General features: G+C 45.2%; 18 protein-coding genes. 7 read left to right on the top strand and 11 right to left on the bottom strand.

Annotated elements, in window-relative coordinates; translation table 11 throughout:
• Positions 1 to 147 precede the first annotated feature (147 nt).
• The 3 genes from NQ544_RS02965 to NQ544_RS02955 are packed head-to-tail and all read left to right on the top strand — an operon-like array spanning position 148 to position 929.
• Entirely contained in the window at positions 148 to 435 is a 288-nt protein-coding gene (locus tag NQ544_RS02965) for a hypothetical protein (RefSeq protein WP_040552635.1), read from the top strand.
• Positions 423 to 752 carry a type II toxin-antitoxin system RelE/ParE family toxin gene (locus NQ544_RS02960; protein WP_006846893.1) on the top strand — a complete coding sequence of 110 codons (330 nt, stop codon included), beginning with the start codon at positions 423 to 425 and terminating at the stop codon, positions 750 to 752. The genes NQ544_RS02965 and NQ544_RS02960 overlap by 13 nt, the downstream gene beginning before the upstream one ends.
• A gap of 12 nt (positions 753 to 764) precedes the next feature.
• Positions 765 to 929 (top strand): hypothetical protein, encoded by a 165-nt coding sequence (locus tag NQ544_RS02955; protein WP_006846894.1) that lies wholly within the window; start codon positions 765 to 767, stop codon positions 927 to 929.
• Positions 930 to 1,187: 258 nt separating this feature from the next.
• Here NQ544_RS02955 and NQ544_RS02950 read toward each other — a convergent pair whose 3' ends face one another.
• From NQ544_RS02950 to NQ544_RS02915, 8 genes are all read right to left on the bottom strand, one after another.
• Complete coding sequence (locus NQ544_RS02950) at positions 1,188 to 2,420, bottom strand: GIY-YIG nuclease family protein (protein ID WP_006846895.1); 1,233 nt, start codon at positions 2,418 to 2,420, stop codon at positions 1,188 to 1,190.
• 33 nt (positions 2,421 to 2,453) lie between these two features.
• Positions 2,454 to 2,714 carry a hypothetical protein gene (locus tag NQ544_RS02945; protein ID WP_006846896.1) on the bottom strand — a complete coding sequence of 87 codons (261 nt, stop codon included), beginning with the start codon at positions 2,712 to 2,714 and terminating at the stop codon, positions 2,454 to 2,456.
• Between the two features lie 18 nt (positions 2,715 to 2,732).
• Complete coding sequence (locus NQ544_RS02940; RefSeq protein ID WP_006846897.1) at positions 2,733 to 4,781, bottom strand: DEAD/DEAH box helicase; 2,049 nt, start codon at positions 4,779 to 4,781, stop codon at positions 2,733 to 2,735.
• A gap of 15 nt (positions 4,782 to 4,796) precedes the next feature.
• Positions 4,797 to 7,553 carry a class I SAM-dependent DNA methyltransferase gene (locus tag NQ544_RS02935; RefSeq protein ID WP_040552636.1) on the bottom strand — a complete coding sequence of 919 codons (2,757 nt, stop codon included), beginning with the start codon at positions 7,551 to 7,553 and terminating at the stop codon, positions 4,797 to 4,799.
• Between the two features lie 1,007 nt (positions 7,554 to 8,560).
• On the bottom strand, positions 8,561 to 8,791 hold the full coding sequence (locus tag NQ544_RS02930; RefSeq protein WP_006846900.1) for a hypothetical protein: 231 nt from the start codon (positions 8,789 to 8,791) through the stop codon (positions 8,561 to 8,563).
• A gap of 49 nt (positions 8,792 to 8,840) precedes the next feature.
• Positions 8,841 to 8,999 carry a DUF8507 family protein gene (locus NQ544_RS02925; protein ID WP_006846901.1) on the bottom strand — a complete coding sequence of 53 codons (159 nt, stop codon included), beginning with the start codon at positions 8,997 to 8,999 and terminating at the stop codon, positions 8,841 to 8,843.
• Positions 8,993 to 9,331 carry a nucleotidyltransferase domain-containing protein gene (locus tag NQ544_RS02920; RefSeq protein WP_006846902.1) on the bottom strand — a complete coding sequence of 113 codons (339 nt, stop codon included), beginning with the start codon at positions 9,329 to 9,331 and terminating at the stop codon, positions 8,993 to 8,995. The genes NQ544_RS02925 and NQ544_RS02920 overlap by 7 nt, the downstream gene beginning before the upstream one ends.
• A gap of 77 nt (positions 9,332 to 9,408) precedes the next feature.
• On the bottom strand, positions 9,409 to 10,047 hold the full coding sequence (locus NQ544_RS02915) for an HU family DNA-binding protein (RefSeq protein WP_006846903.1): 639 nt from the start codon (positions 10,045 to 10,047) through the stop codon (positions 9,409 to 9,411).
• 503 nt (positions 10,048 to 10,550) lie between these two features.
• Here NQ544_RS02915 and NQ544_RS02910 point away from each other — a divergent pair.
• Complete coding sequence (locus NQ544_RS02910; protein ID WP_050758578.1) at positions 10,551 to 11,858, top strand: exonuclease SbcCD subunit D; 1,308 nt, start codon at positions 10,551 to 10,553, stop codon at positions 11,856 to 11,858.
• Positions 11,855 to 15,310 (top strand): AAA family ATPase, encoded by a 3,456-nt coding sequence (locus tag NQ544_RS02905; RefSeq protein WP_006846905.1) that lies wholly within the window; start codon positions 11,855 to 11,857, stop codon positions 15,308 to 15,310. Before NQ544_RS02910 ends, NQ544_RS02905 begins: the two co-directional genes overlap by 4 nt.
• 114 nt (positions 15,311 to 15,424) lie before the next feature.
• On the opposite strand, the gene NQ544_RS02900 is transcribed toward NQ544_RS02905, so the two are convergent.
• Positions 15,425 to 16,948 (bottom strand): RNA-binding domain-containing protein, encoded by a 1,524-nt coding sequence (locus tag NQ544_RS02900; protein WP_006846906.1) that lies wholly within the window; start codon positions 16,946 to 16,948, stop codon positions 15,425 to 15,427.
• Positions 16,949 to 17,251: 303 nt separating this feature from the next.
• Here NQ544_RS02900 and NQ544_RS02895 point away from each other — a divergent pair, with 303 nt between their 5' ends.
• Complete coding sequence (locus NQ544_RS02895) at positions 17,252 to 17,452, top strand: hypothetical protein (RefSeq protein ID WP_006846907.1); 201 nt, start codon at positions 17,252 to 17,254, stop codon at positions 17,450 to 17,452.
• A gap of 38 nt (positions 17,453 to 17,490) precedes the next feature.
• Positions 17,491 to 18,081, top strand: coding sequence for a phosphoadenylyl-sulfate reductase (locus tag NQ544_RS02890; protein WP_228023601.1), 591 nt, complete (start codon positions 17,491 to 17,493; stop codon positions 18,079 to 18,081).
• A 380-nt stretch (positions 18,082 to 18,461) separates the two neighbouring features.
• On the opposite strand, the gene panD is transcribed toward NQ544_RS02890, so the two are convergent.
• Both panD and panC read right to left on the bottom strand, forming a co-directional pair.
• Complete coding sequence (panD, locus tag NQ544_RS02885; RefSeq protein WP_006846910.1) at positions 18,462 to 18,806, bottom strand: aspartate 1-decarboxylase; 345 nt, start codon at positions 18,804 to 18,806, stop codon at positions 18,462 to 18,464.
• A gap of 59 nt (positions 18,807 to 18,865) precedes the next feature.
• Positions 18,866 to 19,717 (bottom strand): pantoate--beta-alanine ligase, encoded by an 852-nt coding sequence (panC, locus tag NQ544_RS02880; RefSeq protein ID WP_040552640.1) that lies wholly within the window; start codon positions 19,715 to 19,717, stop codon positions 18,866 to 18,868.
• Between the last annotated feature and the right edge of the window lie 72 nt (positions 19,718 to 19,789).

The following is a 19,789-nucleotide window of genomic DNA, read 5'->3' as shown; positions in this document are numbered from 1 at the left end:
TATTGTGACTTTTTTTCAGAACCACCCCAAAGCCCTACAAAGAACAAAAACCTTGATTATAAGATACTTTATAAAACATTTCTCCCATTTTTCTTGCATGATTCAGATAATAATCGTATTTTTGCAGCAGATAAAATACGCAAGCTTATGAAAGAGAAAAGATATACATTGCCAGAAGAGCAGAAAGATGCAGCTTTCGCAGCAGAGCCTGCACCAGCCTATCACGGAAATGCCGCCATAGCACTTCCCGAGGATGAATGTGCAGAAGAAGTTATTGACTGGAATAAGATTCCTATTGGCTGGCATCCGGCTAATGAAGAAGAAGCCGTGGCTAGGATTGAAGCTATTGAGGCGGAGTATGAAAGGACAGGCATTAGCTATAGTGTAGAAGAGTTTTTCAATAAACTAAACGAAGAACGAACATGGCTAAAGTAACACTACGCAATAGCTTTCTTCAAATTTATAAAGAAACAACCGACTATAGTTATCAAAACTTTGGTCGACTTTGCGTTCAAAGATTTGACGAAAGCTTGCAAGCAATAATAAACAGACTTAGCAAACATCCTCTTTCTTCACCCAGAGAGCCTATGCTTAAGCGATTCCACCGTCCTTACCATAGTGCAATTATCAAGGAGAATTGGAAGATTATCTATCGCTACGACGAAGCCAACGACCTCGTCATTTTCGTAGATTTATGGGATATGAGAAGAAGTCCTAGATATCTGATTAGACAATTCAAAAGAAAACTATAAAGGAAAAAGCTTATGAAGGAGAAAAGATATCCAATTGGCTGGCATCCGGCTAATGAAGAAGAAGCCGTGGCTAGGATTGAAGCCATTGAAGGGGAATACGAAAGGACAGGCAAGACTACAGATTTTGAAGAATTTATAGAAGAATTAAAGGCAGAAGGATTATGGCTTATCCAATAAAAGCAATACCAAAATTATTCTCGCTATCGTGCTATGCGCACAATACTCGAAAGGTCTAACATATAGGACATTGCAGGTGGTTCAAGAACGGGCTGAAAGCCCAAAAGCTCCTAGCCCAGGGCATCGCCCTGGGTACACTCGCAGTCAGCAATGCGCCCTGTAAGGGCAAAAGCTTCGTATAACACTCTATATTAGAACACATAGAAATAGCGTTTAAGGTCACAATTTGTGACCTTAAACTATTGGTTTTCAACTATTTTATTTATTTTCCTTTCCCCTTATCACCTCCAATACCTTTCCGAGATGATAAGTTACCAAGCCATCCTCATAGGTGGTGTCCAATACCTGAACCACGGCACTATCCCTATCCGAATGATAACCCACATAAAACCTTATCGCATCGAAACGACGGAGATAACGCTTGCCATCAGCCTCATCAATATAAGTATATTTGTTAAGCGTGGTCTGCTTCAGCGAACGGTACTCCTCGGTCTTCACACCAGATACAATCTCCTCGAAATACTGTTTCTCGATAATCAGCGTCAAAACCTTCAAGCCCGACAGATTTAACTGCGATGGCTTTTTCTCTATCCGCTGCTCCAGACATTGCTGTTCCTTATTGTAGGCAAAGTAGATGATAGTGCCATTCATGATTTTCTGAATGATACTGTCGATGATTTCCAGCGGAACCTGATACCATTCCGTAGCCTCATGCATCTCTCCCTTATCATCAGCCACCTTAAAACGGAAGTTCACCGTCTGCAACACCTGATGCACCAGGTCCTCAAACTTCTGAGAGTGCATGTTCACTATCTTGTAAGTGCTTACTATCTCTACAGGTGCCATCAGATAAGTAGGCTCATGCTCGGCATTTGCCACACGCTCCTCCACCCGATTCGTAGAGAAACCTATTTTATAGAGATTCTTGATGTTACGAATTTCCGGATTCTCTGATTTCGAACGAAGCACGTAGATATAACCCGTCACCTGGTCTTCCTGCTTCACATCCTCAGGATTGAAGAAATGAGCATCCGTCTCCTCCAGAGTTTCGGTGATGGCATAACCACTTGCCACCACACTCTTGCGAAGTGTCTGGAGATAGATATCCGACTCCGTACCATTTTCATAGATACAACGGGTTCTGCCATCGGGCAAACCATTAGTACCCTTTTTCTTCTCAATAATCTCATATAACAAAACCATCTGACCATCTACAAGATAATAGCGTCCAGCCAATAAGCTCGTCGTCTTCGAGATTCTCTGCAACTGTCGCTTACCGGTCTTCAAATCCTGATGCACCTGTTCGAAGAGCGGCTTAAACTGTGCGAAATTCTCACACAGTTTTCTTTGCGCCACATGGTCGGGCGCATCCTTCTTCTGAGCCATTACGCCTTTCATGTCGGCAGGCACATCGAAGAGTTTTGCCTCCTGATAGGAAACATCCATCAAGGGATCGCTGAATATATCTTCTAATTCTTTATCAATATCCATATCACTATATATAATAAGGTGAAAAACTATAGCCTATCCCAACAGATGATACTCATCATACTGTCTGAGGCTATCTGTTGCCTTGGTTCGCAGAGCCTTGAGCGATGCAGCAAGCAACTTTTCTTTCAAGCCACCGTCAGCTGTAGGTTCGCTACCATGCTCTGCCACCCACTTGTTGATTTCAAGCAATTTCTGTGCCAGCCTGTCATCGGGCGTCGGTGCCTTCGGTTTCGGACGTACATCCGCCAACAAGGGGTCATCAAATATCTCTAATAATTCTTCTGGCCAATCCATTTATGTTAATGTTAAATGTTACTTTTCCGGCTCATACTCCAATCCCATCATCTTTCGAATCTTCAGGTTCTTGAGTTTCTGGAATGCAGCAGCCAGTTCCCTTACCTTCGGATCAGGGTCATTGATGTCTGGGCGCAGACCGTCATGCTCTGCCACCCATCGCTTATAGGGCCCCTTGAACAGCATCATCGCCTGTTCGATGGTCATATCGAATTTCTGTTCAGCCATCGTGTCCTGGATAATCTTCAGGGTCTGTTTATCCACATTCTTCGACAACACTTCGTAAGCACGCTGGAAAGGATTGATGGAATCAATCAGATTGATGCTCAACTGGTCGATGTTAATCATTCGGTTTGCCAGTTTGATGAGGCGATTGCCTTCCGACTCCTTCTCCTCATCGTTTGCCGAAGCATCGAAATCGATAGGATTTCCCTTATCATCCACCACTTCACCACCCTTGACAAGGGTATCAAGCAGCAGGCGCTGACGAACTTCTTCCACTTCGTCCTCGCTCAAATCCGGATACTTTTCACGAATCACTTTCGGAATGAGCGTTTTGGTGATGGTTTCAGCCGTAGTACTTCCGCTGATGGCTTTCACCACCAGTTCGTCTTGCAAGATAGAAGCCTTCAAATCATCCAACTGCTCCTCTACAATCATCTTCGTCTTCTCGCTCGACAAAGGTTTCAAGCCCTCTATCACCAGGGTACGGGCATCCAACGGACTACCCTCATCACTATCCACATCCTTCACCGTCTTGAAATGCCAACTAGGCGCCATCACCTGCTCCATCAGAAGCGATGCGGTAATGGCTTTCAGAAAGTCGTTCACCGCCACCTTCACATCGGGCTGATTGGCATCAGGCATTCCTATCATGTTCACAAACTTGGCGGTTTCCTTGCCTTCGCAATCACGGGTGCATCTTCCGATAATCTGCACCACTTCGGTCAGCGAGCCACGCACACCGATGGTCAGACATTCCTCACACCATTGCCAGTCGAAACCTTCCTTGGCAGTACCCAGAGCGATGATAATATCTACATCATCACGCTTCTTTATCCGCTGCAAATATCCCTGCACCAGATTGCGGGTCTCGGCGTGGTCTTCCACCAGATCGGCAACCTTCAGTAGTCTGCCGTCCTTGGTTCTGATGTGATAGATGCCGCCATTGTTGTAATCCCGTTCCTCTACCTTACCGATAATCTTGATGATTTCATCCACCTCCGTGTATTTACCCAAACCGCTGGATGCTCGGGAGTTGACACTCGGAATATGGATGATGGTCTTCTTGGTAGTATCCAGCACCTCGGCGATATGGTCGAGATAACTGCCGTGATAGAAGTGATAGCCCAGGACAAGGTTCTTGAGATAGCGATAACCGTTGAGTTGCTGATAATAGTTGTAGGTTACCGGGAAGAAACGGGCCTCATCCTCTGCCCTCAACACCGGAACGCCATCGCCACGGAAGTAACTGCCCGTCATGGCAACAATATGACCGGTGGAATTATTCATCACCCGGCGCACAATATCGCCCAATCCGCTGTTCACATCAGCACTAGTATGATGGAACTCATCTATCGCCAAGAGGCAATCATTAAACTCCTCGTCACTTATTTCCTTCATGCCGTTTCTGAGGGTAGCATGGGCGCAAACCAGGATATTGTTTTTATCTTGATGGAAGAAATTTTTAAAGCGTACCGCCTTAACTTTCTCGTCGGTAGTATCGCAAAGATTATTATCGCAAAGATTATACTGTTGCGCCACCCTCCAATCGGCGAAGAAGCCATACTTCATCAGGTCGGTGTTTTGGAAGGAGCGGCCGATACTCTTTTCCGGTACAGCCACTACAACCTTCTTGATGCCCTGATTCTTCAGCTTATCCAGGGCGATGAACATCAAGGCGCGACTCTTGCCAGATGCAGGTGGCGCCTTGATAAGCAGAAAGCGATGGTTGCGGACTTCGTAAGCCTTGGCTTGCATCTCTCTCATACCGAGTTCATTCGTATTACTCGATTTACCCGTTTGCTGATACGAAATATCAACGATATTATCATTTATCTTGTTCATAAGCCATTCAAATTATTACTTGTTAGCTGTCATTTTCTCATAGAGTTTGAAGAGGCATTCCAATCGAGCCTCATCATTTGGGAACGGAGCGCCAGGATAGCAGCTTTCTACGATGGCATCCAGTTCCTCATGTGCAGTACGCAAATCCTCCGGCATCTTTTCCGGGTCGTAAAGATCTGCAAGCGTCTTCTCTGGATAGTTTTCACGAGCCAGAAGCACATTCGTTGCCGCCTCTTCTATCTCAGACTTCTTGGTGTCGGAGATGGATGGGAAGGGGAAAGTGTTGTAACAGAGACCTGCGGAATATCTGTAATCAGTCTTTAATCTGCCTCCTACTGTTCTAACCCACACCATGTGCATCTCGCTGGTAAGAAAGCCAAAGAGCCATAGTGATGCGTCATAGATAGCGAAAGCTGAATCTGAAATAACAGTTCCTTTGTCCAAAAATCCCATAGGAATGTACTTTCGCCTTTCAGACGATACACGAGGAATGATAATCTTGTCTCTATCTAATATCGGATGCTCTCTAAACTGATAAGGTTTTTCTGCCAATTTCAAACAAGCAGCATCAGTACTATCCAACCGAAGTTCTTTAGTTCTTTCTACACGCCTTGCAATTTCTTCATTTTTCAATGCCTCATCAGCATCCTGTTCGTCTATCCACAAACAGTATCTAGGCTTCCCATTTATAAATTCTTCAGAACCATACATCATTCGCAAATACTTAGAGAATGATGAATATTTGGCTATAAAATCTTCATATTCAACTTTGTTAAACAACAAGTTACCATTATCATAAGGCATGCAGCCAAAGCATAATTTCGGATAGCCATCAGGTGTATGAACATCCTTATATACTATCGTTTCTGTTCCTACAGATAAATAAGGATTTATCACAGAAGATTCTATTTGTTTGTCGGAGGTAAACAATAGTTTCTTATTATTACTCTTATTGAACACCCCAACAATCACAACAGTAACACCGGCATTATATTTTGCATTATTGGTCCATTTGAAAGAAGTATAAGCAAAAGCTATTTCTTCATTCATTTTCAAAATTTGAGGCCAAAGCACAGATACTTGTTCTCCTTGGCATATTGAGTTTGTACTCACATAAGCGTACTTGGCTTTGGATTCATGAATATATTTTGCTCCCAAATAGAACCAAATTGTGATATAATCCAGTATCTTACTATTCTTTAATTTACCAAAGACATAACTTATATCTTCTTTCTGCTCCTTGGTTTGTAATTTACTCCCCAAATACGGCGGATTTCCAAATACAAACACTTCTTCATCCTTGGTATGTGGGCATACTACCTCCCAATCCATTCTACAGGCATTACCACATTTTATCTGGTTGATATTATGCAAAGGCAAGGCAGCAACATTCACACCAAAATCGGCGTGAAACTTGTTGTTCATCTGATGCTCAGCAAGCCAGAGCGAAAGCATGGCTACCTCGTGAGGGAAGTCGAGAAGTTCTATTCCAAAGAACTGCTCCAAACGGATGCACGAACCATCAATAAAGTCGAGCATCTGCTCAGGCGTACATTTCTTGCGGAGATGCAGAATATCCATTTCGAGCAAGCGCAACTGCTTATAAGTGATAATCAGGAAATTACCACTACCACAAGCTGGGTCAAAGAACTTCATCTTGCTCATTCTTACCATCAACTTATTGCAACCATTAATGATTGGTTTGCACTCGTCAATAAACTGATTTTGAGACAAGGCACTCATATCAAGCAGGTTCTTCTTCTGTTCGTAAAACTCTTCCAGTTTCTTATATTCCCCTCTCAAATCATCCATAAAGAGCGGATTGATTACCTTCATGATATTAGGCACACTGGTGTAGTGCATACCCTCCTTGGCACGCACATCAGGATTCACCACCGCCTGAATCATACTACCGAAAATATCCGGATTGATGTCCTTCCAATCCAAGTCGCCGCATTCGATGATAATCTTTCTAGCCTTATAACCCATCTTTGGGATAGGAATGTCAGAGGCAAAAAGACCGCCATTCACGTAAGGAAACTGATTGATTTCCTTGGTAAGTTCTTCCGAACGCTCCTTGTTTGGCACATTCATCACCTGGAATGCCTGACCTAGCATCTCGCCGAGATCGGAACCATCTTCCTTGGTAAATTGCTTGATAAAGTTGGTAAAGAGATTTTCGGCAAAGATACCTGTGTCTTCGGCAAAGAAACAGAAGAGCAGGCGGGTAATGAAGATATTGAGGTCGTGCAAGTCGTCATCACTATTATATTCGTTATAAGCACGAATCTCATCATGCAGCTTGGCAAGTTTCTCAGCAGCCTTCACATCGGCAGGGTTTTCTGCCGTAGTGTGTACTCGCTCAACATTCATCAAAGGATAGAAGAAGCCAAAGTCGCTGTGCATCTTGACGAGTTTCTGCTCGTAAGTATCATTCTCACGAGTATCACAAGCAAGGAGGATTTCACCATCGCTCACCGCAATAATCTTTGGTGCAGCCTTCTTTACCTGAGCATCGGTCTTCAATGCCTCCAACCTGGTGGTAAGATGCAAAGTATCTACAGCCTGATAGCAGAACAAGCCTTTGATAAGCAAGCCGTCGAATGTCTTCAAGACACCCTTTCCTTCCTTGTATCTCGACACATCCTTTTCGCTTTTACCAAAAGCCTTCAGTATCTCATAGCCAACCTCAGAGGCTGGCACCACTTTAGTTTTAAACGATTCTAATCGGGATTCGATTTCCTTATAGCTGAGTTGCTGTTTCTTTGCCATAACTTCCGTTGCCGATGGGAGCATAGCAAAGCCTTGCCATCCTATTACTCCACCGATTCCCGAAAGCAGAAACCATCTGATTTTAAAAGATTATTTTGATTCTAGTCCAGCCTCATCGTAAGATAAGGAATAGGATAACTGATTAGCTATCAAAAAGGAAGGCGTAGGGAATCTATCACTCGCATAATCCTTGCCTATTGAGGTTCTGGTAAAACCCTGGTGTCAAGGATAAGAAGCAATAGAGCCTACGCCAAGCGGGTATATATATGATAGCACAGAGCGTACCCCCTCCAGACGAAGGGGCACACCTATGCCATGTGTATATACACAGTGGGTAGACGCCCACTGCTGTCTCCCTCTGAACACCTTTTGTAATTTACCAGATTTCAATAGGTCAGAAGAAAACGTAGAGAACGTCTTTCTTAATTATGATAGGCCAAGCCATGGATTTTACCTAGCCAGCGACTCATCGCCAGCCATCCACAGCAAGACAACTGCAAAAGTACGAAAAAGAATTGGGTTCACAAAATTTTGGGTCTTTTTTCTTGCATATCTCATTTACTTTTCTTATCTTTGCCACCAAATTAATAACAATAACATTAAAAAGGAGGTTATTATGCAAGCAATAAAGAACAATACAAAGGAGGAAAACATCAGAAAGTTTAAACAACTCCTAAAACATAAAGAGGAGATGCTCGAAAGAGCAAAACAATATGATGGCATTGACATTTATGCTAAAACAGAAATCCACTATTAGATGAAATCAAAGCTGATTTCGAAAAGTCGGCAAATGATTTAAAAGAAAAATAGTTTCTTGCAAATCACAATAAAATCGGTTATAAAGCAGCATATATTCAAGGCTTTTGCCCTTACAGGGCGCAGGGATACAACATCTTAATACCCAGGGTGTTGCCCTGGGCTAGGAGCTTTTGGGCCTTCAGCCCGTGCTTGAACCACATGCAAAAGTTCAATGATTTACTTCTTAACCAGGCATTTTATACTCATGTCTAAGCTTCCAGATAGTTCATCATATCCTCCAATGTATCGAAGTTCTTGACATTCCCCCTCTTTACATCCATAATAGCCTCCAACAAATCGCCCTCATACACTTGTGGTCTAGTATGCTTCTTATCATCCATAAAACGAACCAAACGTACATAGCCAGAGCGACAAACCTTCGACTTTTCCTTCTTGGAACAATCAAAAGCGTTCTTAAAATCTATGGTAATCTGCTCCATAATTATTGGACATTAAATTAAACATCTATTTTAATACAATCCGCTGCATTTATTCAGAATAAGGCGTTCTCATATGTTCATGCTTCCATTGCTCAATAGTATTTTCATCTATCAAGCCCTTATCCCACAATTCATCTGCGGCATCTATTGCTTTTTGCGCAAAATAGCGGCTATCTGTCGGCATACCATTATCCTTTTTTTCTAGCATAGCATCACCCCTTCCTCTTCTACATTATTATAAAAGGGACTACCCTTTTTGCAGTTCCAATCCTTCATCGAATACACTATCGGGTGAATCATCTGATTGATTTGCCATCCCAATTCCCAAAGAGGATAGGTGTAATTATCATGATCCTGCTCATCTATCTTATCCTTGTTCAAAAGCACAAGGATGTCCCAGTCGGAATCTGCTTTAGCATCCCTTCTAGCCCTTGACCCGAAAAGGATAACCTTGGCATCTTTCGGCATAATCGACTCCGCTTTCTTCTGAATCGACTTGAGTACCTCATCTTCAAGATGTTCCCTTGTTATTGTCGTCATAACACTATCATTTTTATTACACCGCAAAAATACGAAAAAGAATTGAAACTAACAAATATTCTGAAAGATATTTGCATTTATTCTTTTCTCTTCACCCAAACCTTATGGCTGCCGCGGCCTAGTGAATCTATCGGGGAAGATTTATCACAGGTCAGCTCCTTCAGTTCCATAGAGGCAGAAGTACGGCTCAGGTTGTTGATGGAGGCATAATCGCCTAGGGTGAGGACTCCGTTCTTCTCTATCACCTCCAGGGCACGGGCGATGCGCTCTTCTTTGGAATAGAGCTGCTTACGGATAACCTTTACACCACCCATATCACGCTCCAGGTCACGGTCGGTTTCACGCTTCACCTCCTTGATAAACTCAGGAGACGCCTTGAAGTTGATGTCCTTCACACCCACCTTGCGGTACGTCATCTTATCATCTGGATTCAGAATTTCCCTAGGCTTCTCATCCTCGAAAGCGAGGGAGAGGGAGAAGGTGCCGAAACCTTCCAGATTCACGTTGTACCCCATGGAGAGCATGTCTGTCAGCATATCAACCACATCGGTCAATACAGCCTCCGTGGTACTTTCCGAAATACCGCGATGGTAGTTCTGCATCATCTTGACGAACTCTTTTCGGGATAGTGTACGGTTGGTCACCATCTTGGGATAAACTCTGCGCTTGCCTTCATCACGCAAATCATTCAACTCTTGCAACTTGTACTTAGCCATATCAGTTTCCTTTCTTATTAAGATTGTTATCACTCCTTATTGCAGCAGCCTTTGCATCCTACAGCATTTATGATCATACCTAAGAAGAAAAGACCACAAACCTAGGAAGAAAAGTATTTTATCCTAGGAGAAATCTCCGTTCACCGACGCTGAATGTCCGTTCATCGTCGGTGAACGGCGGTTCAACGTCGGTGAATGTCGGTTCAACGTCGGTGAACGAAGATTTCTACTATGCAAAGATACAACTTTATCAGATATAAAACAAGACTTTTCCTGAATATCTTTACTTTTCCGGCCATAATTCTTCGTTTTTTGAGCTTATTTCTTTGCGTATCCCAAATAATTGTGTTAACTTTGTAGTCAGATTGCAAGCCAAAGGTCAAAGGATTGCAAACCAAAAGCCAAAGGATTGTAAGCAAAAGGCCAAAGGATTGCAAGCAAAAGGCCAAAGGATTGCAAGCCAAAAACAAAGAAAAAGACAAAGATTAGACATTCTTATGAGTATGAAGATATTAGCAACCAGCGACTGGCACCTGGGCAACCTGTTTCACGGCAACGACCGTCTGCCGGAACACAAGCATTTCCTGAAATGGCTCCTGGAACAGATAGCTGAACAAAAGCCCGATGCTCTCCTCATAGCAGGAGACATCTTTGATAACGGAAATCCATCGGCAGCGGCACAGACCGTTTATTACGAGTTTCTTGCCGATGCTACCCAACTGTGCCCGAACATGCAGGTTATCATTACCGCCGGCAACCACGATTCCGCCAGCCGACTGGAGGCTCCCCGTCCGCTGCTCACCCGATACCACGTGGAAATAAGAGGAAACGTAAGGAAAATCTGGAAGCAGGGAGAAAGCGAGGACGATGATAAAACCGGCGGACATTGGATATATTCCTTCGATGACCTCATCATCCCCGTAACCAACGAGGCAGGAGAAGAAGTCATCATCCTCGCCGTACCTTTCCTAAGAAGCGATGTGGTGCAGAACGCCAGTTATTCGCAGGGTGTCAACGACTTTCTGAGAGAACTGACGGCTGAGGCTCGACAGAAATACCCGGGCAGGAAATGCATCATGATGGCACACATGTACGCCAAGGGTTCGGATATCGCCAAAAAGGATGCGAGCGAGAAAATCATCATCGGCGGACAGGAGGAAGTGGACCTGGAAGGATGGAACGACCATCCCGACTATATGACTTGCGGACACATCCACAAGCGGCAACATATCTGGAATACCGACTGGGCAAGATATACGGGAAGTATCCTCCCGATGTCGTTTGCCGAGAAAGACTACACCCACGGCATCGACCTCATCACCATAGAACACGGAGAAGAGGAGGAAGGAAAGGAAACCGGCAAGAGTAAGGAATGGAAAGTAGATTTCCTGGAATACAAGCCTCAGCACGCCCTCCGCATCCTGCCCGAAGATGAGGAAGAGCTGACCTTCAAGAAATGGCAGAAGCTCATCAATTCTGAACTCTCGGAGAGAACAGACGGCGAACTGAGCGACCATTTCGACTACGTGATGCTGAAGGTGAAACAGGAGAAACTGACCAGCGATGACATCAAGGAACTGGAGAAACTCGTCAACGAAAAGGATGCCGTGCTCTGCAAAATCCAGCGCATCATCCCGCAACTGGACCTCTCCACCATCCAGGGTTCCCAGCATATCACCAGCATAGAAGACATCATCAACCGTCCTCCGCTCGACACGCTGAAGGAAGCCTTCGCCATCAGACACAACGCTCCGATGAACGAAAGACAGGAGAAAATGTTATCCGATTTATTAACGACATCATCATTATGAAATTCCTACAACTCGAAATACTCAACCTCGCTTCGCTTGACAAACAGGGAGGCGAGGTCATCAACTTTGAAGAAGGTGCCTTAGGCGAGAGCACCATCTTCAGCATCGTAGGTCCGACGGGAAGTGGCAAGTCCACCCTACTCGATGCTATCTGTCTGGCTCTCTACAACCGCGCCCCTCGCTACCCCAGGAAGAAAGGCGACAAGAACCAGAACATCGAGATTTTCGGAGCTGCCGATGCCAGCGAAAGTAACCGTCTGGCACCTACCGACAGCCGAAACATCCTGACCCGGGGCAAGAAGGAAGGCTACAGCAAACTCACCTTCCTTGCCAACAACGGCAGCATCTATCGCGCAGAATGGCACGTCAGATTCCAGAGAGTGCGCTACGAGAACGCCAAGACTGCGCTCTATAAAATCACAAGAAACGGCGAAGAGATAACGGAGGAAACTGCCGACTGGAACGAGCTGCCGAACATCATCGGACTCGACTACGACCAGTTTCTCCGCACCGTACTCATCGCCCAAGGCTCATTTGCCAACTTCCTGACGGCGAAGGAAAACGAGCGGTACGAACTCCTGGAAAAACTCATCGGATGCGAGGAAACTTATACGAACATCGCTACTGAAATCAAGAAGGCGAAAGACCAGGCGACGGATGCCTACAACCAGATGGCAGCATCGGTGGAAGCCGTTAAACAGAACCTGCTGAACGATGAAGAACTCGCCCAACTGAAGGAGGAAATCGCCCGCTTGGAAAAGGCTGAGAAGGAACTCGACAGCCAGTTGCAAGCCATTTCGAAAGACCTGCAATGGTTTGAGGAAAACGATAAGCAAATCAAGCAAATCACTATTTGCCAGACTGATATGGAGCAAGCAGCAGATGCCATTAAAGCGATGCAAGCCCAGATTCTCCGTCTTCAGTTGCACGATGAAGTACAGCCAGCCGTCAACCTGCTGCAGGAAGTAGAGCGACAGACGCAAAGCATCCACGAGCAGGAAGAAAACATTCTGAAAGCGGAAGGAAACATCAAAAGTCAAGAGTCTGCCATCAGCGAAAGCGAGAAAACTCTCGCCAGTCTGAAGGAAGCAGTAAGCAAGGCACAGGAACAGCTGGAAAAGGCGCTGCCGGTCATCGCAGAAGCAAGAGCGCTGAAAGCCAAAATGGAAGCGGCGATGCCGAATCTGAAAGAAAAGAAAGAGGCATTGGAGTTGGCTCAGAAAGAGAATCAAACTGCCCAGAAAGACGTGGAGGAAAACGCCCGAAACATCCAAAAATGGGAAGCAGAAACGGAGAAAGCGAACCTTGCCCTCAAAACAACACAGGAAGAGATTGCCAAGCAGAAACAGGTTCTGCACGAAGCGACGCAAGCCGCTGAACAGGCTTGGGAGACGGAAAGAAATAAGACTGCCGGACAGAACATAGAGGAGCTGCAGAGCCATAAATCGGCAGCCGAAAAGAAACTGCAGGATGTCCAGCAAGCCATCAAGGTTGTGGCTCATCTCGATACTGCCACAAAAGAAAAGCAGAAGAATGAGGAGCGCATCCTGGTCTTGGGCAAGAGAAACGCTGAGATAGATGCAGCCCTGGGCAAGTTGACCATCGAGGCGCTGACACAAGAGACCCTGACGCTGAGAAATGCCTATACCCTCATGGTGAGCGAGAAATGGGAGATTCATCGTGCCAACCTGACCGAAGGCAAACCGTGTCCGCTCTGTGGCAGCACGACCCATCCTTATCATACCGACAACAGACAGTTTGAGGAAGCCACCACGGAACTCTCTCAACTTCTGAAAGTCAAGGAGAATCTGCTGAAACTGCAGCAGAAAGAGGAGAAGGTTCTTTCCGGCGAGAGAAAACAGAACGATGGCGAAGTACAGACGCTCCAGAAACAACAGGAAAAGCTCTCGGAAGAAATAGCAACTTACGAAGAGGATTGGAAGGCGCTCATCGCCCAGTATCCAAAGATTCCAAAGGCAGAGGCAGAACTGAAATCGCTCTTGCCTATCTATGAAAACAAGGCGAAAGATGCGAGCAGCAAACTGAGCCTCTTTAACAAGATTCAGAAAGAGATAGAACGGCTGACCCAACTCAAGGATAAGGCTGTAAAGGATGAAGCTGCGTATGAAAGCAAGGCTTCTACTATACAGAACAAAGCCCAAGAAAGCACTTCAACCTGCGCAACAAAACTAGCTGAGCAAAAAGCACTTACATCCAACCTCATCTCGCAACAGAAGAGTAAGGAGGAGGCTTACGTGAAAGCCCTTCAGGCATGGAATAGCGCCAAGAAGGAAATGGAGGAATGGCAGGCGCAATACCAGCAGATTCTGAATGGCGAAGAACCAGACGCGGCTGAACAAAGACTGACAGCAGCAAAGGATGAGGCAACAAAAGCAGCAGATAAGCAGAACGAGAACATTAACAAACTGAAGGCGGAACTCGCCAACAGCAAAGGTTCGCATCAAACCATGCTGTCTCAGAACAAGACGATGAAAGAGAATCTGCTGGCGAAGGAAAAGGAACTCGACCTTTGGATTGAGGAATACAACAAGCAGCTTGAAGAAAAGAGCATCGAAGGAAAAGACTCCGAAGAGGAAGGCATCGAGGAAAGAAGCATCGAGCCAAGCCTTATCGACCGAAATACCATCCGGGAGATGCTTCACTCTGCCGAAGATTGGAACGCTATCCGACGGGAAAAGGACGAAAAGGAGAAAGCCGTGGCTTCGACTACCGCCCTTTACCAGAGTGCAGAAAAGGCGCATCAGCAGCACTTGGAACATCAGCCTGCCCAAACCCGTGATGCTCTCCTAGCCATTCAGCAGGAGTATCAGGAGAGAAGCCAGCGCAACGAACTGATTGCTGCCAACGCCAGGATGCAGAACCATCAGGAAGCCGTGAAGCAGTTGGGTGACAAGGCTGAGGCTCTGAATCTAGTAACACAGGAAAAGGACGACTGGACAGCCATTACGGATGCCATCGGAGCTGACGGCAAGACGCTGCGCAAGATAGCCCAATGCTATACACTCAGTTTCCTGATAGCGCACGCCAACCAGGAAATCAGAAAGTTCAACAGCCGTTACGAACTGCAGCAGGTAAAGCATTCCTTGGGCATCCGAGTCATCGACCACGACCGTGCCGACGACATCCGAGACACCACCTCCCTATCAGGTGGCGAAACCTTCATCGTGAGTCTCGGTCTCGCCTTGGGCCTGTCGGCATTATCCTCCCGCAACATCTCCTTCGAAAACCTGTTCATCGACGAAGGCTTTGGAACCCTCGACCCCGATACCCTAGCCACCGTCATCGACTCCCTCGCCATGCTGCAAAGTTCGCAAGGCAAGAAGGTGGGCGTCATCAGTCATACCGACACGATGAGCGAGCGCATCACCACCCAGATAAGGATTATCAAGAATGGCAACTCCGGCAGCAGCCATATCGAAATCTATCCGTAACAGAACGAAATATCTGACGATAGCAAGTTATGCTCTGAATAACTCCCAACCATTCGAGTTACTTTAGAAAGCACTTGCTATCGTACAGAAATAAATTGTATTTTATAATACGTTTTACACGTCATGATTCAATACTACCCAATAACCATTCTTGCGACCTCCTTCACGTTTCAAGACCTGAAATTCTTCCTGTAAAGACTTTAGTTCCTGAGAAATCTTTCTTGCAGATATGCCCATCATTCTTGCTAATTCTGGTATTGTTAACTTAGCATTTTCAGACAACGCCCCCATGATAAGCATCTGTAATTCAGACTGTTCTTTCTTGCATTCTTTCTTGCATTCTTTCTTGCATTCTTTACCAATAGGCACACCGATATAGTCTAAATTACATGGTATATCGATTAAGAAATATGTACGTTCCTCATCGGTCTCAATTATTGCACGAGGCGAACCGTTTTCCTGCAACTTCTGCTGAATAGTAGGAATCCCCGTAGCTCTACCCTCTGTCAAATTCAATTCCTTTAAGAACTCTCCCAATCGGCGATTTGTGTATCGACGAGAACGAAGCATACGAGCTTCTTTTATAGCCTGCATAGATATTGTGTGATTAGGTCCTCCAAAATTGAGAATACTAATCTTATCTGGTTCGATAGTTATCTCAACAGGTTCTCTTTCAATATAACTGCGATGATAAAGGCTGTTTACGACAGCTTCTTCCAAAGCTTGATAAGGATAATTATATGTAACAACGGAACGTTCGGTATCCTCTGGCTTATGAATTGTTTTCTGAATAATATTTGTCTTGAGATAATTCATCGTATCACGAATCATCTTAGGCACACAACCCCTTATCGGTGCAATCTCTATCATATTATCAGGATCTTGTAATCTCCCCTTAGGGAATATTACGATTTCAACCTGGGTCATTTTGAAGAATTTCTCAGGATGCTCACAGAACATCATCGCAGCAACATTCTTGACCTTGAAACCTTCTGGTGTAGTTTCCAACAAGTCCATTTGGTCAAGAACTATTTTCAAGTTTTCACCCGATAGATCTTGATCTGCCAAATTACTACCTACTTCAACAAGAAAGTCTCTCAACAAAGTAGCCGAAATATCCCTAAGACTTATCTGATCATTGCCACGGTCGTCAAAAGGTGTACGATTAGCCAAATTTATCAGCTCACGTTCATACTCATCTTTCGGCACAATGCTACTACTATTATAGCGGATATAATAGTTGAAATCCTTCTGCTTTGCAGTAATACGATCAGGCACCTTATATGGACGGCGTTCTCCTGCCGTCACTTTGATTACAAGAATAGTCTTGCCATCAACCTCTTCAATGAAAAGACGAGGTTGATAGTATGGACGGATAAGATTATTGTAACCAACCATATCCTTCTCTATCTGTTCTATCAAATTAGGATTAACACCTAAAACAGGACGAACAGCATGACCGCGTTCTTCCTTTACACCAACAATGATATACCCACCACCAGTGTCTTCAAAATCATTGGCAAAGGCACAGATGCTACGATATATTGTATCTGGATTCCAACCTTCCTTGTATTCAAGCTGGTTGCTTTCTACTGCACTTCCACTAAGAAGGCTTTCTATATTTATTGGTAATGCCATGATTTATTAATTTTATATCGTACAAATATACTCTTTTTATTTGATACCAACAACTTCTTTATAATTATTTAGCAATAAAATGAAGATACTATTTTAATTGGTCTATCCCAATTACACCTTATTATATATAGGACACACATCCTAATCCATCATACATACCATACGTTTGGCAGCCTTATACCAAATGTATGGTATGTTCTTTACACCCTGTATGGTAGTCTTTTTACACCACATGTGGTATTGCCCAAGTGGGGAAATCGCAGTACCTTTGCACCCAGAAAAGCGAACAGGGCATCACAATCGATGTGGCTTACCGCTATTTCGCCACACCGAAACGCAAGTTTATCGTTGCTCGGCATACCACATATCCTGGTGGCTATCAACAAGATGGACCTGGTTGATTTCAGTAAAGATGTATACGACAAGATTGTTGCCGACTATAAGAAGATGTCGGAGGCGCTGGATATCAGTTCCCTGACTACCGAGGTTATGCGGGCAGAGTAAGCGGCGGCATCATCCGTCCGGGCGATAAGATAAGAGTATTGCCATCGGGCACGGAGAGCACCGTGAAGAGCATCGACTTCGTAGAGGAGCACTTGGAGGAGGCTTATGCCCCTATGAGCATTACTCTGACGCTGAACGATGACATCGACATTTCGCGTGGCGACACCCTCGTGAAGATAGATAAATCTGCCCGCATCTTCACACTCGATACAGGCAGACTCTTCCCGGAGACCTACCAGTTGATCGACAAGACAAACATGACCTACGGCATCAACCTGGAAGTGTTCTTCCCAAACTATGAGGCGGTGCAGCAGATGGTGAAGGAAGAAGGCATCAACCTCTTCTATAATTCGATTGAAAGCCGACACCGCTGCTGCCAGGTTAGAAAACTGGAACCGCTGAAGCGGGCGATGCAGGGACTGGATGTATGGATTTGCGGATTGAGAAAGCAGCAGAGCGTAACCCGCAAGGATATGCAGGTAGTGGAATGGGACGACATTCATAACCTGATTAAGGTGAACCCGCTCATCAACTGGAGCGAAGAGGATGTGGAGCAGTATGTAAAGAAGCACCATGTGCCTTATAACAAGCTGCAGGACAAGGGATATATCCGCTGCTCGATATTCTAGCCGGACTTTCCTCCGTCATCTATGGCGTATGGGGTACCCTGCTCATCGTGCCTTGGGTTTCAAAGCATGTTGCTCCCCTTTTCGTAGAGTTCTCTTCGGGATATACGGTTCTGGCGGGCGGCATCGTATTGGTGTTGAGTTTCGGAGGCAGGTTCATCATGAGTCATTTCTCGAAGAATAAAATATAATCGCCCTGCAAAGGCAAAAGCTTTTGGCTTTTTAAAGCTTTTGCCCTTACAGGGCGACATTGTTGCTTGCATGTTAACCCAGGGTGTTGCCCTGGGCTAGGAGCTTCTGCCCTTTCAGGGCGTGTGGGAAAAGCCAAAACGCGATGCAGGGCGTGTTGGGAAAAACAAAACGCGATGCAGGGCGTGTTGGGATTAAACCTTATTTCCCTCTTTTGGGAAAACCACGGTTGGCCTGAAGGTCTTAGCCTCCTCAAAGTCCATCAGGGCATAAGCGATGATGATGACGGTATCGCCCACCTGCACCTTGCGGGCTGCAGCACCGTTCAGGCAGATACAACCGCTGCCACGCTCACCCTTGATAATATAGGTCTCCAAGCGCTCACCATTGTTGTTGTCTACAATCTGAACCTTCTCGCCTGCTATCAGATTAGCAGCGTCCATCAAGTCCTCATCGATGGTGATGCTACCCATATAATTCAGGTTAGCCTCAGTTACGGTTACACAATGGAGCTTACTCTTCAATACTTCTATCTGCATTGTTCTGTTATTACTTGATCTGTTACGGATTAAACTTAATAAAGAAATCTATCGAGGAATTATCCCTTATACTTGATATGGTCGATGAGACGGATAGGAGTCTTACCGCAATAAACGGTGATGCAACCTACCACATAGGCACTATCCTCCCATGAAGAAACATCCTGCAGGCTGTCGCCATCCACAATCTGGAAATACTCTACCTCCAGACCCTCTACAGCATTGATGTCGGCAACCACCTTATCGTGAGTTTCCTGTACGGTATGAGTCTTGGCATACTCCACACTCTCCTTCAGGGCCTTATAGATGTTTGGCGCAATGGCACGCTCATCAGGAGCCAGCAAAGTATTACGGCTGCTCTTAGCCAAACCATCCTCATCACGGACAATAGGACACTCCACAATCTGCACATCGCTGTTGATGTACTTCACGAGCTGCTTGATGACAGCAATCTGCTGCCAATCCTTCTCACCGAAATAAGCACGAGTTGGTCGAACGATATAGAAAAGACGGCTCACTACCTGACATACACCATTGAAATGACCCGGGCGCTTGGCACCCTCCATCACGGTAGAAACAGGTGGAAACTCAAAGTGGCGTGTATCTGGTGTAGGATACATCTCCTTCACCGATGGTGCAAACACATAGTCAGCACCACAAGCCTCCAAGAGCTTGCAGTCAGCATCGAGGGTACGAGGATAGCGATCCAAGTCACCCTGATCATTAAACTGTGTAGGATTCAGGAACACAGAAACTACAGTCACGCCATTATCCTTCACACAGCGCTTAACAAGAGAGGCGTGACCCTCATGCAGCGCACCCATAGTTGGCACAAGGCCGATTTCCTTTCCCTCCTTACGACACATGAAGAGTTCGTTCTGGAGGTCAACAATCTTATTGAATACTTTCATCGTCATAATCTGTTTTCGGGTGCAAAATAACAACTTTTTTCTCAAATGAGAAAGAAAAAACCTAAAAATATG

The organism is Segatella copri DSM 18205 (assembly GCF_025151535.1).
GTDB lineage: Bacteria > Bacteroidota > Bacteroidia > Bacteroidales > Bacteroidaceae > Prevotella > Prevotella copri.
The sequence above is the reverse complement of the archived record's forward strand: the minus strand, read 5'-3'. Positions and strand labels throughout refer to the sequence as shown.

Coding starts and splice junctions, on each gene's coding strand:
- panC (WP_040552640.1), bottom strand. CDS start 19,717: ATGAAAGTATTCAATAAGATTGTTGACCTCCAGAACGAACTCTTCATG.
- NQ544_RS02895 (WP_006846907.1), top strand. CDS start 17,252: ATGTGGCTTACCGCTATTTCGCCACACCGAAACGCAAGTTTATCGTTG.
- panD (WP_006846910.1), bottom strand. CDS start 18,806: ATGCAGATAGAAGTATTGAAGAGTAAGCTCCATTGTGTAACCGTAACT.
- NQ544_RS02955 (WP_006846894.1), top strand. CDS start 765: ATGAAGGAGAAAAGATATCCAATTGGCTGGCATCCGGCTAATGAAGAA.
- NQ544_RS02900 (WP_006846906.1), bottom strand. CDS start 16,948: ATGGCATTACCAATAAATATAGAAAGCCTTCTTAGTGGAAGTGCAGTA.
- NQ544_RS02905 (WP_006846905.1), top strand. CDS start 11,855: ATGAAATTCCTACAACTCGAAATACTCAACCTCGCTTCGCTTGACAAA.
- NQ544_RS02925 (WP_006846901.1), bottom strand. CDS start 8,999: ATGCTAGAAAAAAAGGATAATGGTATGCCGACAGATAGCCGCTATTTT.
- NQ544_RS02915 (WP_006846903.1), bottom strand. CDS start 10,047: ATGGCTAAGTACAAGTTGCAAGAGTTGAATGATTTGCGTGATGAAGGC.
- NQ544_RS02935 (WP_040552636.1), bottom strand. CDS start 7,553: ATGGCAAAGAAACAGCAACTCAGCTATAAGGAAATCGAATCCCGATTA.
- NQ544_RS02910 (WP_050758578.1), top strand. CDS start 10,551: ATGAAGATATTAGCAACCAGCGACTGGCACCTGGGCAACCTGTTTCAC.
- NQ544_RS02920 (WP_006846902.1), bottom strand. CDS start 9,331: ATGACGACAATAACAAGGGAACATCTTGAAGATGAGGTACTCAAGTCG.
- NQ544_RS02950 (WP_006846895.1), bottom strand. CDS start 2,420: ATGGATATTGATAAAGAATTAGAAGATATATTCAGCGATCCCTTGATG.
- NQ544_RS02940 (WP_006846897.1), bottom strand. CDS start 4,781: ATGAACAAGATAAATGATAATATCGTTGATATTTCGTATCAGCAAACG.
- NQ544_RS02930 (WP_006846900.1), bottom strand. CDS start 8,791: ATGGAGCAGATTACCATAGATTTTAAGAACGCTTTTGATTGTTCCAAG.
- NQ544_RS02965 (WP_040552635.1), top strand. CDS start 148: ATGAAAGAGAAAAGATATACATTGCCAGAAGAGCAGAAAGATGCAGCT.
- NQ544_RS02960 (WP_006846893.1), top strand. CDS start 423: ATGGCTAAAGTAACACTACGCAATAGCTTTCTTCAAATTTATAAAGAA.
- NQ544_RS02945 (WP_006846896.1), bottom strand. CDS start 2,714: ATGGATTGGCCAGAAGAATTATTAGAGATATTTGATGACCCCTTGTTG.